This window comes from Variovorax sp. CAN15 (genome assembly GCF_030462475.1).
Classification (GTDB): domain Bacteria; phylum Pseudomonadota; class Gammaproteobacteria; order Burkholderiales; family Burkholderiaceae_C; genus Variovorax.
This window is the reverse complement of record NZ_JASMRZ010000001.1, coordinates 208,388-221,107: the sequence shown is the minus strand read 5'-3', so window position 1 is coordinate 221,107 and position 12,720 is coordinate 208,388. Positions and strand designations below refer to the sequence as shown.

General features: G+C 68.0%; 11 protein-coding genes. 6 read left to right on the top strand and 5 right to left on the bottom strand.

Annotated elements, in window-relative coordinates:
- Positions 1–48: 48 nt before the first annotated feature.
- From QMO14_RS00955 to QMO14_RS00945, 3 genes are read left to right on the top strand one after another with little or no spacing between them, the layout of a single operon-like run.
- Complete coding sequence (locus QMO14_RS00955; protein WP_301503730.1) at positions 49–1,536, top strand: FGGY family carbohydrate kinase; 1,488 nt, start codon at positions 49–51, stop codon at positions 1,534–1,536.
- A complete protein-coding gene (locus QMO14_RS00950; protein ID WP_301503729.1) occupies positions 1,533–3,302 on the top strand; it encodes a glycerol-3-phosphate dehydrogenase/oxidase in 1,770 nt (589 codons plus the stop codon). The genes QMO14_RS00955 and QMO14_RS00950 overlap by 4 nt, the downstream gene beginning before the upstream one ends.
- Positions 3,299–4,054, top strand: coding sequence for a GntR family transcriptional regulator (locus QMO14_RS00945; protein WP_126022303.1), 756 nt, complete (start codon positions 3,299–3,301; stop codon positions 4,052–4,054). The genes QMO14_RS00950 and QMO14_RS00945 overlap by 4 nt, the downstream gene beginning before the upstream one ends.
- Before the next feature lie 16 nt (positions 4,055–4,070).
- Here the strand turns inward: QMO14_RS00945 and QMO14_RS00940 are convergent, their stop codons facing one another.
- On the bottom strand, positions 4,071–4,961 hold the full coding sequence (locus tag QMO14_RS00940; protein WP_301503728.1) for a DMT family transporter: 891 nt from the start codon (positions 4,959–4,961) through the stop codon (positions 4,071–4,073).
- Positions 4,962–5,061: 100 nt separating this feature from the next.
- Here QMO14_RS00940 and QMO14_RS00935 point away from each other — a divergent pair, with 100 nt between their 5' ends.
- Entirely contained in the window at positions 5,062–5,832 is a 771-nt protein-coding gene (locus tag QMO14_RS00935; protein WP_301503727.1) for a hypothetical protein, read from the top strand.
- Positions 5,829–6,308, top strand: a complete 480-nt coding sequence (locus tag QMO14_RS00930) for a PIN domain-containing protein (RefSeq protein ID WP_301503726.1) — start codon at positions 5,829–5,831, stop codon at positions 6,306–6,308. The genes QMO14_RS00935 and QMO14_RS00930 overlap by 4 nt, the downstream gene beginning before the upstream one ends.
- A 31-nt stretch (positions 6,309–6,339) precedes the next feature.
- Here QMO14_RS00930 and uvrA read toward each other — a convergent pair whose 3' ends face one another.
- Both uvrA and QMO14_RS00920 read right to left on the bottom strand, forming a co-directional pair.
- Positions 6,340–9,369, bottom strand: coding sequence for an excinuclease ABC subunit UvrA (uvrA, locus tag QMO14_RS00925; protein ID WP_301503899.1), 3,030 nt, complete (start codon positions 9,367–9,369; stop codon positions 6,340–6,342).
- Between the two features lie 136 nt (positions 9,370–9,505).
- The gene (locus QMO14_RS00920) at positions 9,506–10,897 is read right to left on the bottom strand and encodes a chloride channel protein (protein WP_301503725.1); all 1,392 of its coding nucleotides are present in this window, start codon (positions 10,895–10,897) and stop codon (positions 9,506–9,508) included.
- Between the two features lie 108 nt (positions 10,898–11,005).
- On the opposite strand from QMO14_RS00920, the gene ssb reads away from it, so the two are divergent.
- Entirely contained in the window at positions 11,006–11,551 is a 546-nt protein-coding gene (gene ssb / locus QMO14_RS00915; protein WP_301503724.1) for a single-stranded DNA-binding protein, read from the top strand.
- Between the two features lie 60 nt (positions 11,552–11,611).
- On the opposite strand, the gene QMO14_RS00910 is transcribed toward ssb, so the two are convergent.
- Complete coding sequence (locus QMO14_RS00910; RefSeq protein WP_301503723.1) at positions 11,612–12,262, bottom strand: hypothetical protein; 651 nt, start codon at positions 12,260–12,262, stop codon at positions 11,612–11,614.
- A gap of 59 nt (positions 12,263–12,321) precedes the next feature.
- Positions 12,322–12,627: a phage integrase family protein gene (locus tag QMO14_RS00905; RefSeq protein ID WP_301503722.1), complete on the bottom strand. Its 306-nt coding sequence runs from the start codon at positions 12,625–12,627 to the stop codon at positions 12,322–12,324.
- Between the last annotated feature and the right edge of the window lie 93 nt (positions 12,628–12,720).

Genomic DNA, 12,720 nt, shown 5'->3' with positions numbered 1-12,720 from the left:
GGAAACGCTACTGGCAACGCGCTTTTATTCCGCCGAAGCTGTTATGACATGAAGCCAAACATACTGATCGGCATCGACATGGGGTCGAGCAGCCTGAAAGCCCTGGCCCTCGAAGCCGGGAGCGGCCGCTCCATCGCCCTGTCCCGAATGCCACTGCCGCACGACCGGCTGCCTGGAGGGGGATGCGAAGTGGCCGCCACGGCGATCCGCGCGGCCCTGACCCACGTGCTGCGCGACGTCGCCCACCAGCTCGGCGCCCGCGTGGCCGAGGTCCGCGCCATCGGCTGCACGGGCCACGGCGCGGGGCTCTATGCGCTCGATGCGCGCAACGAACTCGTCGGCGGGCGGGCCGTGGCGTCGACCGACCAGCGCGCCGATGCGCGTGCGCGTTCGCTCTCACTGGGCCATGGCGACGCTCTGTTCGCGGATGTCGGCTGCAGGCCGTGGCCGGGGCAGCCCACCGCGATCGCGGCCGAGCTGCTGGGCACCGATGTCGTGCAGCGCGGGGCGGTGCGCCGGCTGCTGTTCGCGAAGGACTATCTCGGCTTTTTGCTGACAGGCGAGATCGCGACCGATGCCAGCGATGCAAGCACTGCCGGGTTGGTGTCGATCGCAACGGGCACGTGGTCGCAGGCGGCCTTCGATGCATCGGGCATCGCGGACCTCGGGCCGCATGTCTTCGGGCCGCTGGTGCCGAGCGGCGAGGTCATCGGCAAGCTGCGGCCTTCTGAAGCCGCGCTGTGCGGCCTGCCTGCCGGCATCCCCGTGGCGATGGGCGCCATCGACCTGCTCGCCTCGATGACCGCGATCTGCGCGCAAGAGCGTGCCCGCGCGGTGTCGGTCTTCGGCACCTGGTGCGTGAACGCGGTGATCGGCCCTGTGATCGAGCCCAAGCCCGATGTTGCCGCCGTCGTGAACTTCGGCCGCGAGGACAAGCGGCTCTACATGGAGAACAGCCCGTCGTCGATGGCCAACATCGCATGGCTGGCTGGCGTGCTGGGGCTGCCCGATTCTCGCGCTGTGGTCGACCTGGCGATGTCGGTGCCGCTGGGTGCGGGCGGCCTGCGCTTCCTGCCTTTCGTCAACGGCGGTGGCGGCGTGACGGCTGGCTTCGTCGGGCTCAAGAGCCACCACACGCGCGGCGACATGGCGCGCGCGGTCGTCGATTCGGTCGCCGCGCTGCACGCGCGGCACACCGCGCGCCTTGCAGCCTGCGGCCTGCCCGTGTCCGCATCGACCGTGCTCGGCGGCGGTGCGAGCGACACGCGCCTCGTGCGCCTGCTCGCCGGCTTCCTGGCTCACCCGGTCGAACGCTGCGCCGACGACGAAACCGGCGCGCGCGGCGCAGCCATCTACGCCGCCATGTCGCAAGGCATCGACCACGCCGCGCAGGGCAGCGCCTTGCTCGCGCCCTGCGACACGGTCGCACCCGATGCCGCCGAGGCACGCGCCCATGCCGATTTCAACGCCGGCTTCAACGAACTGATCGACACCATGTCTCCTGTGTTTTCCCATCTGTCGGGAGCTGCGAAATGAGCGCCTGGCAACTGCCTTTCGTGCGTCCGGCTTCGCTGGCGGATCGCCACTTCTCGACCGTCATCGTCGGCGCCGGCATCAACGGCGTGGGCGTGTTCCGCGACCTGTGCCTGCAGCGCGTGGACTGCCTCATCGTTGACAAGGGCGACTTCAGCGCGGGCGCCAGCAGCGCGCCCTCGCGCATGATCCACGGCGGCCTGCGCTACCTGGAGAACGGCAGCTTCTCGCTGGTGGCCGAGGCCACGCGCGAGCGCAACCTCCTGCTGCGCAACGCACCGCACCTGGTGCAGCCGCTGAAGACGGTGGTGCCGCTGTCCAGCTTCTTCGGCGGGCTCATGAGCAGCGCGCTCAAGTTCTTCGGCCGCACGCCGCCGCAGCGAACGCGCGGCCTGCTTGCGGTGGCTGCGGGCCTTCGCCTGTACGACCTGCTGGGCCGCCGCCAGCGAGTGATGCCCAACCACCGCATCAGCCGCGTGCCGCCGAATGACCGCAGCCTGTTCCGCGCGGCGGTGCGCTGGACGGCCACCTTCTTCGATGCGTGGATCAGCCACCCCGAGTGGCTCATCCTCGAACTCATCGGCGATGCCTGCCGCGACCAGCCGCGCTCGGCCGCCGCCAACTACTGCCGCGTGATGGGCTGCGCGGGCAACATCATCACGCTGCGCGACGAGATCACCGGTGCGCTGGTGCGCGTGACGGCCGACACCGTGGTGAATGCCAGCGGCGCGTGGCTGGACCGCAGCACCGCCGTGCTCGGCGGCGCCGGCCCGCGCGTGATGGGCACCAAGGGCTCGCACCTGGTTCTCGACCATCCCGCGCTGCGCGACGCGCTGGAAGGCCGCATGGCGTACTTCGAGGCGGTGGACGGACGCGTGTGCATCGTCTATCCCTTCCTCGACCGCGTGCTCGTGGGCTCCACCGACATCCCGGTGGACGACCCCGACAAGATCGTGACCGAGCCAGAGGAGGTCGATTACCTGCTCGACGTGCTGGCCGAGGTGTTCCCCAACCTGCGCTTCGGCCGCGGCGACGTGGTCTACACCTACGTCGGCGTGCGGCCTCTCGCGCGCTCCGATGCCGACAAGCCGGGGCAGATCTCGCGCGACCACTCGGTGGTGCTCGATCCGCCCACCGCCACGCGCGACATTCCGGTGGTCGGCCTCGTCGGCGGCAAGTGGACCACCTTCCGCGCGCTCGCCGAAGAAGCCACCAACGAAGTGCTGCGGCAGCTGGGCCGCCCGCGCACCGCATCGACCGAGCTGCTGCCCATCGGCGGCGGTGCCGAGCTGCCGGCCGATGCGCAGGCGGTGGAGCGTTTTGTCGATCGACTGGTCGGAGCCTCGGGCATGAGCCGCACGCGCGCGCAGGTGCTTCTGAAGCGCTACGGATCGAAGGCGCTGCCGCTGGCGCAGCGCCTCGCCGCATCGGGCGACATGCCGCTGCGCCATGCGCCCGGCTACTCCGTGGCCGAGCTTTCGTACCTTTGCCTCGAAACCGGCGTGGTGCATCTGGACGACCTCGTGATCCGCCGCACGCTGCTGGCCATCCGCGGGTTCGTCACCGATGCCGCGCTGGCCGAGATGGCGGGCATCGCGGCCGAGGCGCTGGGCTGGGACGCAGCGCAGCAGCACGCAGAGCTGCATGCCTGTGCCACCGCCCTGCGCGAGCGCCACGGCGTGCGGCTTTCGCCGGTGGCCGCGGATGCGCCTGCATCTTTCGATGCATCATTGATGACTCCTCAGGCCCTGGGCCAACCCTCGACGTGAACTCTCCGACCGAAATTTCGACCGTGCTCGACCGCGACTCCGAGTCCCCGCTGTGGGCCCAGTTCCGCGACGCGCTTCGCATGCAGATCCTGCAGGGCGTGCTGCCCATCGGCGCCAAGCTGCCGTCCGAGGCCGAGCTGGGCGAGCAGTTCGGCATCTCGCGCATCGTGGTGCGCGAGGCGCTGGCCGACCTGGTGCGCAACAACCTCATCTACAAGATCAAGGGCCGCGGCGCCTTCGTGTCGGCACGAGAGCGCGATGAAGACTTCGTCTCCACCGTGCTCGGCTTCTCCGACGAGATGGAGCGCAAGGGCCGCTCGGTGCGCACGCAGATCCTCACGCAGGAGCTGCGCGCACCCACCGAGCAGGAAGCCGCGTCGCTCGGCCTGACCGACGACACGCAGGTGGTGGCGCTCAAGCGCCTGCGCAGCGTGGACGGCGAGCTGCGCCTGCTGGTGGAAACCGTGGTGCCGGCCGACCTCGCGCCGGGCCTGCACCGCACGCGGCTGGACGACCGCTCGCTCTACGACGTGCTGCGCCGCCAGTACGGGCTGCGGCTTGTGCGCGCCGAACGCTGGATCGACGCCGTGCTGCCCGATGCCGACACCTGCGAGCTGCTCAACCTGCCGCAGCCGGAGCCGCTGCTGCGCATCGAGTCGATTGCCTATGGCGCCAATGGCAGGCCGCTGGAGCACTACCGCGCGCTGCACCGCTGCAAGACCAGCCGCCTGCACGTGCAGACGACGACCTGAAAAGAAGAAGGCCTGCTCAGGCCTTCGCCGCGTTGCGCGAGGGCCAGAGCACCGAGGCGATGGCGACCACCATCAGCACCATCGCCACCCAGTCCTGCCAGTGCACGACTTCGCCCAGCCACACCGCGCCGCTGAACACGCCGAGCACCGGAATGAACATCACGCTCAGCGTCGACGCAATGGGCGGCAGGCCGCGCGCGAGGTAGAACCACGCGGCGTGCGCGAAGCCGAAGATCAGCACCGCGTTGTAGCCGATGGAAGCCCACGTCACGCCGTTGGGCCAGTAGAGCTGGTCGCGCTCGAACAGCAGCGACAGCACCGTCATCACCACCGCGGTCATCGCCGTCATCCAGAACGAGAGCGTCAGCGTCGGCAGGCCGATGCGCGTGTGGCGCAGCAGTTGCGTGCCCAGCGCCCACGTGGCGGCGGCCACCAGTGCCAGCGCCACGTAGCCGGGACGGCCCGAGAGGTTCGTGAGCTCGTGCCACAGCAGGAGCCCCACGCCGATCGCACAGGCGCCCACGCCCAGCCACGCGCGCCGCGTGAGCGCGGCCGAGAACAGCAGCGCGCCGATGACGGCGGAGAACACCGGCATCGTGTAGCCCAGGATCGCCGCGCGTCCGCCCGAGAGCGCCTTCACCGCGAGGATGATGCAGGCGTGCCAGACGAACATGTTGGTGGCGCCCAGCCACACCAGCTCGGGCCAGGCGCTGCGCGGCACGCGGAACGGCACCTTGAGCCACACCAGCGCGACGGCCAGCACCGGCAGTCCCAGCCAGATCGAGATCGCGCGGAAGCCCAGCGGCGGATAGTCGGCCACGCCGAGCTTCATCACCGGCCAGTTGAAACCCCAGGCGAGGGTCAGAAGAACGAGGATGACGAACTGGCGCGGCGTGAAGGAAGGCATGGGTCGCGATTGTGGCGCGGTGCGTGCATTCGTGCCTGCGATGGTTCGATGCATGGACGTGCCGCTACAAGGAAACGGCTTCGGAATCTAGAATGCCCTGATGGAAGCGCAAGAGTTGCTGATAGCGTTGCACGATGACTCGGCTGGATATGAGATCTCGCCGGACAGAGTGCCCCTGTCCGTGCTACGCAGCTTTGCAAAAGACGTGGATGAGTTTCTGCGGGGGGATGACAACGGCGTCGATACCAGTGCACTCGACGTCTCAGTCGAGAAGGGTTCGTTTGCCATTCGGACGGCCCCCACAGCCAATCCCATGCTGTTGAGCGACCTGCGAAAGCTTGCCTACAGTCAGGAGATGGATGACATCGGCCCGAAGCGCCGAGCGGTGATCGAGCGATGGCAGAAGAATGCACGCGGCAGCCGTCGCTGGCGCGTGAGCATTGGTGCGGATTTCCTGCCCGTCGCCATTGTGATCAGCGCCGAGTCCGATTTCCACGCCGACGATGCGGACCAGTGGGTGCGTGTCGAACGCTATGTACGTGGCGAGATCGAAGACATGGGAGGGCAGTCGAAACCGAATGCCCATATTCGCCTTCCGGACGGCAAGACATTGCTTGTTGATGCAGCGCGTGAAATGCTGCGCGACGAAAAGATCAATCGGCTTTACAAGCCGGCGATGGTGCGGATCGTTGCCGAATACAACGTCAGGACGCGCGAGTATCGAGGTGCCAGATTGCTGGAGTTCGTCGAGCATGAAAGCCGGTTCGACGAAAAGGATCTCGAGCGCCTGACCCAGCGAGGAGCCAAGGCTTGGCGTGACGTGCCCGACGCGGGGACATGGATCGACGAGCTTCGTGGAGGCAAGGAGTGAGCGCGATCCTGCTTGATACGAGCTACCTGATCTCGCTGGCTGATCCGGCGCGTGCTCACCATAAAGCTGCGGTCAGCTATCTGCGGGAAGCCTTGAAACGCGGTGTGCCACTGTACCTTTCGGCAATTGCGGCATCGGAATTTCAGGTCAAGCAGGCGGTCACCGATCTGCCTTTGCGCAATTTCGAGGTGCTCCCGTTCAACATCGACCACGCCATGACTGCTGGATTGCTCATGCGCGATCTCCAGAGAGACAGCGGCGATGACCGAAGCGCCGTCAAGGACGATATCAAGCTGATCGCTCAGGCAATCTGCGAATCGCTGACGCACATCCTCACCGAGGACGCACAAACGTTGGTGAAGTACTTGCGCAGGTTGAACGAGGCCGGCGCCAGCGTCGTCAAGCCGATCCTTTTGGCAGACGGCTTCGACTCGGCCTGGTTCGAAAACGGTCAGCGAGGTTTGTTGGGGGATTGACGATTGGGCACGATTGAGCTCGCTCTCTCGATCAGCTTGCCAGCAATCGCTTCAGATACCGCCCCGTATGGCTCGCCTCGTTCGCCGCGATGTCCTCCGGCGTGCCCTGGCCCACCACCGTGCCGCCGCCGGCGCCGCCTTCGGGGCCCATGTCGATGAGCCAGTCGGCGGTCTTGATGACGTCGAGGTTGTGCTCGATGACGACGATGGTGTTGCCCGCGTCGCGCAGCTGGTGCAGCACCTTCAGCAGCAGCTCGATGTCGGCGAAGTGCAGGCCGGTGGTCGGCTCGTCGAGGATGTAGAGCGTGCGGCCGGTGTCGCGCTTGCTGAGCTCGAGCGCCAGCTTCACGCGCTGCGCCTCGCCGCCCGAGAGCGTGGTGGCCGACTGGCCCAGCTTGATGTAGCTCAGGCCCACGTCGAGCAGGGTGCGCAGCTTGCGCTCGATGGTGGGCACGGCCTTCAGGAAATCGTGCGCGGCCTCGACCGTCATCTCCAGGATCTGCGCGATGTTCTTGCCCTTGTAGAGCACTTCCAGCGTCTCGCGGTTGTAGCGCTGGCCGTGGCAGACCTCGCAGGGCACGTACACGTCGGGCAGGAAGTGCATTTCGACCTTGACCACGCCGTCGCCCTGGCAGGCCTCGCAGCGCCCGCCCGCCACGTTGAAGCTGAAGCGGCCCGGGCCGTAGCCGCGCTCGCGCGCGGTGTTGGTCTCGGCCATGAGTTCGCGGATGGGCGTGAACAGGCCCGTGTAGGTGGCCGGGTTGCTGCGCGGCGTGCGGCCGATGGGGCTCTGGTCGACGTTGATGACCTTGTCGAAGTACTCGATGCCTTCCACCGATTCGTGCGCGGCCGGCTCCTCGTGCGCGCGGTAGAGCGTGCGCGCCACCGCCGAGTAGAGCGTGTCGTTCACCAGCGTGGACTTGCCCGAGCCCGACACGCCCGTCACGCAGGTCAGCAGGCCCACGGGGAAGGCGACGCTCACGTTCTTCAGGTTGTTGCCGGTGGCGCCGACCACGCGGATTTCCTGCAGGTCGGTCTGCGTGGCGAGATGCGCCGCTTCGCGCGCGGCGCGGCGCTCGGCGGCGGGGCTGGGCGGAAAGCGCGGGGGCTTCTTTCCTTCGTGGAAGGCGGGCTGCTTCGTCGCCGGCAGCCAGGCGGTGCGGTGTTTCGGCACTTCGATTTTTCGAACGCCCGAGAGGTACTGGCCGGTGAGCGAATCGGGGTTGGACGAAACCTCGGTGTAGGTGCCCTGCGCCATCACGCGCCCGCCGTGCACGCCGGCGCCGGGGCCCATGTCGATCACGTGGTCGGCGGCGTGGATCATGTCCTCGTCGTGCTCGACCACGATCACGCTGTTGCCGATGTCGCGCAGATGCTTCAGCGTGCCGATGAGCCGGTCGTTGTCGCGCTGGTGCAAGCCGATGCTGGGCTCGTCGAGCACGTACATCACGCCCGTGAGGCCCGAGCCGATCTGCGACGCGAGGCGGATGCGCTGCGCCTCGCCGCCCGAGAGCGTCTCGGCGCTGCGGTCCAGGCTCAGGTAGTTCAGGCCCACGTCGTTGAGGAATTTCAGGCGCAGGCCGATCTCGCGCACCACCTTGTCGGCGATCTCGGCCCTGGCGCCGCGCAGCTTGAGCTTCTGGAACCAGTCGAGCGAATCGCGCAGCGTGAGGCGGCTGAGTTCGAAGATTGCCATGCGCGGGCGCTCGGCGCCGTTGTCGGACGTGCTCTCGTCGACCAGGAACACGTTGCGCGCCTCGGGGCGAAGGCGCGAGCCGCCGCAGTCGGGGCAGGGCTGCAGGTTGCGGAAGCGCGCGAGGTCCTCGCGCACCATCACCGAGTCGGTCTCGCGGTAGCGCCGCGTCATGTTCGGGATGATCCCCTCGAAGGGATGCTTCTTCGTGAGCTTCTTGCCCGCGAAGTTGCCCGACTCCATCGTGTAGTTGAACTTGATCTCTTCCGCCGCCGAGCCGTGCAGCAGCACCTGCTGCACCGAGGCGGGCAGCGATTCGAAGGGCGCGTCGACGTCGAACTTGTAGTGCTTGGCGACGCTCTCGATCATGCTGAAGTAGTAGCCGTTGCGGCGGTCCCAGCCCTTGATGGCGCCGCTGGCCAGCGACAGCGAGGGAAAGGCCACCACCCGCGCCGGGTCGAACACCTCGCGGTTGCCCAGGCCGTCGCAGGTCGGGCACGCGCCCACGGGTGAGTTGAACGAGAACAGGCGCGGCTCCAGCTCCGACAGCGAGTAGTGGCAGATCGGGCAGGCGAACTTGGCGTTGAACAGGTGCTCCTTGTCGGGAGTGCCCGCAGCGCCATCGGCGCTGCCTTCCGGTCTTGTGCCCAGCTCCAGCGCGATGGCACGGCTCTCGGCAAGGCGCAGCGCGGCCTCGAAGCTCTCGGCCAGGCGCTGCTGCATGTCGGGGCGCGCGCGAAGGCGGTCGATGACGACGTCGATGTCGTGCTTCTCGGTCTTCTTGAGCTTGGGCAGGTCGTTGTATTCGTAGATCTGGCCGTCGACGCGGAAGCGCACGTAGCCCGCGGCCTGCATCTCGGCGAAGAGCTCGAGGAACTCGCCCTTCTTCTCGCGCGCCACGGGCGCCAGGATCATCAGGCGCGGCTCGTCGGGCAGTGCCAGCACCGCATCGACCATCTGCGACACCGTCTGCGCCTGCAGCGGCAGGTGGTGCTCGGGGCAGTAGGGCGTGCCGGCGCGCGCGAACAGCAGGCGCAGGTAGTCGTGGATCTCGGTCACCGTGCCCACGGTGGAGCGCGGGTTGTGGCTGGTGGCCTTCTGCTCGATGCTGATCGCGGGCGAGAGGCCCTCGATCACGTCGACGTCGGGCTTGTCCATGAGCTGCAGGAACTGCCGCGCATAGGCCGACAGGCTCTCGACGTAGCGCCGCTGCCCTTCGGCATACAGCGTGTCGAAGGCCAGGCTCGACTTGCCCGAGCCCGACAAACCGGTGATGACCACCAGCTTGTTGCGCGGGATGTCGAGATCGACGTTCTTCAGGTTGTGCGTGCGCGCGCCGCGGATGCTGATGCGCTGCTGCGCCAGCACTGCGCCGAGGTAGGTGTTGCGTTCGAGTTCAGCGTCGCGAGCGCTTTCCGCGTCGGCTGCGGTGAGGGCTTTGGCTTTTGGATTCAAGGGAGGCGATCGTCCGAGGGCAACCGGACATGATAGACCGCCGACGATTTCATGGCGAGCCGGAGGGAACCGGTGGTTCGGACTTCGGGGTTTCTGCAGGCGGCGGGTGCACCGCTTCGGTGCCGCCGGAGGTGCTGATCGCCCGGCCCACCATGTGCTCGGCCAGCGTGTCGTACAGCGGCCGGCTGATCATGCGCGAGACCAGGCTGGCCAGCATGGCAGCGGCCATCAGGCTCAGCACCATCGAGTGGCCGTCGACCATTTCCATCACGATGATGAAGGCGGTGAGCGGCGCCTGCGTCACCGCCGCGAGGAAGCCGGCCATGCCCATGGCGATGAGCGCCGGCCCGTGCTCGCTGCTTGCGAACCGGGCCACCGCGTCGCCGATGCCCGCGCCGATCGACAGAGCCGGCGCAAAGATGCCCCCAGGCACGCCGCACCACGCCGTGAGCCAGGTGGCGACGAACTTGAGCACGGTGTAGAGCGGCGTGAGCTCGTCGTGCCCCTGCAGCATCTGCTTGACCGCCTCCGAGCCCGCGCCGAAGGTGACGCCGCCCGTGACCAGCCCGATGACGGCCACCGCCAGTCCGCCGATGGCCGCGAAGCGCACCGGAAAGCGCGCCCGCCAGCGGTTGAGGCGCCCGGCGGTGCTGGTGAGCGACGCGATCAGCAGCCGCGCGAAGAGGCCGCCCGCGGCGCCGCTCAGCAGCGTGACCAGCAGGCCGGGCCCGAGCACGTCCCAGCCCAGTCGGGGCACGCGGATCACGCCGAAATAGCTGGCGTTGCCGAAGGCCGACACCGCCACCAGGCCCGCCAGCACGATGGCCGTGATGATCAGCCCGCTGGAGCGCGCCTCCAGCCGGCCCGAGAGTTCCTCGATGGCGAACACCACGCCCGCCAGCGGCGCGTTGAAGGCCGCCGCGATACCGGCCGCGCCGCCGGCCACCAGCAGCGCCCGCCCGTCGATGGCCGTGTTGGGCGACAGCCAGCGCCGCGCATGCTGCATCACACCCGCCGCCACCTGCACCGAAGGCCCCTCGCGCCCGATCGACAGGCCGGCCGCGAAGCCCGCCACGCCCAGCCCGATCTTGGCGACCGTCAGCCGCAGCGAGGCGAACACGAAGCGCCGCTCGCCGGGCAGGGCAGGGKGCAGCGCGGCCTTGATCTGCGGAATGCCCGAGCCCGCCGCGCCGGGAAAGAATCGCAGCGTGAACCAGACGATGCCGGCCGTGATCAGCGGCGTGGTCAGAAGCACCGCCCAGGGCCACGCTCGGTAGAAGCGGTGGAACTGGCTGAAGACCCAGTCGCTGGCCAGCGTGAATCCCACCACGAAGAGGCCCGCCGCGATGGCGTAGCCCAGCACGATCGCGCGGTCGAGCCAGACGCGCCCGCTGGACAGCTCGGCGCGCAGATGCTCGAAAAAGTCAGGTTCCCGGTTCATCGCTAGGGCCCATTCTGGCACCACGCGGGAATGAGGCCGGTCGCCTTGGGGCACAATCGAGGGTTCTTCTCAACCTTCTCCTCCATCTACTTATCAGGGGCAGTGAATATGGCATCGGTCAACAAAGTCATCGTCGTCGGCAATCTGGGGCGCGACCCCGAGATGCGTACATTCCCGAGCGGCGACCAGGTCGCGAACGTCACCGTGGCCACCACCGATCGCTGGAAGGACAAGCAAAGCGGCGAAATGCGCGAGGCCACCGAGTGGCACCGCATCGTCTTCAACGGCCGCCTGGCCGAAATCGCCGGCCAGTACCTGCGCAAGGGCTCGCAGGTCTATGTCGAAGGCAGCCTGCGCACGCGCAAGTGGACCGACAAGGACGGCATCGAAAAGTACACCACCGAAATCCGCGCCGACCAGATGCAGATGCTGGGCAGCCGCCAGGGCCAGGGTGGTCCGTCGGGTCCTGGCGATGACGACGGTGGCTACGGCGGTGGTGGCGGCTACTCGCAAGGCGGCGGTGGTGGTGGCGGTGGCGGCTACGCCCCGCGCGCACCCGCGGCCGCACCGCGCGCGCCGGCGCCGGCTCCGCGCCAGGCGCCGGCCAAGTCGTCGTCGGGCTTCGACGACATGGATGACGACATTCCGTTCTGAAGCCGGTCTTTCCGGTTCGTGATTGAAGGGCCTGCTCTTTCGAGGGCAGGCCCTTCGCACTTATTGCGGCCTGCCCAGCGTCGCCAGCCTCTTCCTGGCCGCCTGCAGAAGCCCGCCGCGTTCGACGGGCAGTGCCGCCTTGGTGTCCCCGAGCGCGACGATCTCGTGCACGGTGCTTGCGGAAAGCTTCGGGGCCAGCGGATCGCGCGGCGACATCCCGTTGAGCCGGGCAAGCGGAATGACGTGCACCTTCAGATGCCGTCCCATGGACTTCGACAGCTTCTGGCAGGCCGCCGCCATGGCGGCCTCGTCGGGCACCAGCTGGCCGTGCGCTACCAGCAGCTCGATGGTGCCTTGCGCGTCCTCGCCAAGCACGAAGGCGCGCACGACGGAGTCCTTGAACCTGGAGCGCAGCATGGAGCGGATCGGCTCCGCCGCGGCGAAGGATCGCAGCGCGATGCTGCGCAACTGGTCGTGGAAGACGAAGGAGCGGTCGATCTGGATGGTCTCGGGCTGCTCGGCCTTCGCGGCCTGGCGCTTCACGATGCCGCTGCCGACCAGATGCCCGACGGTGGCCGTGGCTTCAGGTTCCGCCAGCCTGGCGCGCCGCGCGAGTTCGGCGGTCGGGAACTGCTCATCGGCCGGCGCCGCATACAAGACCGTGAGCAGCTTCTGTACTTCGGGAGAAAAAAGAAAATCCGCGGCGCTCATCCTTGCCTTGTTGCTGCTGACACGAAGCCCGCATTATCCGAGCCGCACTCCGCCGCAGCCTAGGCGTCGGCGCACGACGGCGACCGCGCCCGCGCGTGTTCGCGCAGGCCGCGCAGGTTCACCGCCATGCCCGTGCTCTGCTGCTGCTCATGCAGCCACTGCACGACGCGCTCGGCGCGCCTCACGCCGATGCCCCGCACCGGATACCACCAGGTCAGGCCGGCATCGTTGATGCGTTGCGTCAGCTGTTCCAGCGTGCCGAAGCCGGCTTGCGCGAGCCTTTCGGACAGCAGCGGGTCGAACCAGGCGGCGACGCTGTCGTGCGCCTTGGGCGCATCTGCGCGAGATTGAAGAAGGGTGTCCATGGTGTCTCCGGGCGCGGAACGGGAAGAGCGGTGGCCCGCGATGATTCCGCGCGTGTTGTGGATCGGATCGGCTGTGCTTTGCATGGGGCATGC

Coding starts and splice junctions, on each gene's coding strand:
- QMO14_RS00955 (WP_301503730.1), top strand. CDS start 49: ATGAAGCCAAACATACTGATCGGCATCGACATGGGGTCGAGCAGCCTG.
- QMO14_RS00950 (WP_301503729.1), top strand. CDS start 1,533: ATGAGCGCCTGGCAACTGCCTTTCGTGCGTCCGGCTTCGCTGGCGGAT.
- QMO14_RS00940 (WP_301503728.1), bottom strand. CDS start 4,961: ATGCCTTCCTTCACGCCGCGCCAGTTCGTCATCCTCGTTCTTCTGACC.
- QMO14_RS00935 (WP_301503727.1), top strand. CDS start 5,062: ATGGAAGCGCAAGAGTTGCTGATAGCGTTGCACGATGACTCGGCTGGA.
- ssb (WP_301503724.1), top strand. CDS start 11,006: ATGGCATCGGTCAACAAAGTCATCGTCGTCGGCAATCTGGGGCGCGAC.
- QMO14_RS00910 (WP_301503723.1), bottom strand. CDS start 12,262: ATGAGCGCCGCGGATTTTCTTTTTTCTCCCGAAGTACAGAAGCTGCTC.
- QMO14_RS00905 (WP_301503722.1), bottom strand. CDS start 12,627: ATGGACACCCTTCTTCAATCTCGCGCAGATGCGCCCAAGGCGCACGAC.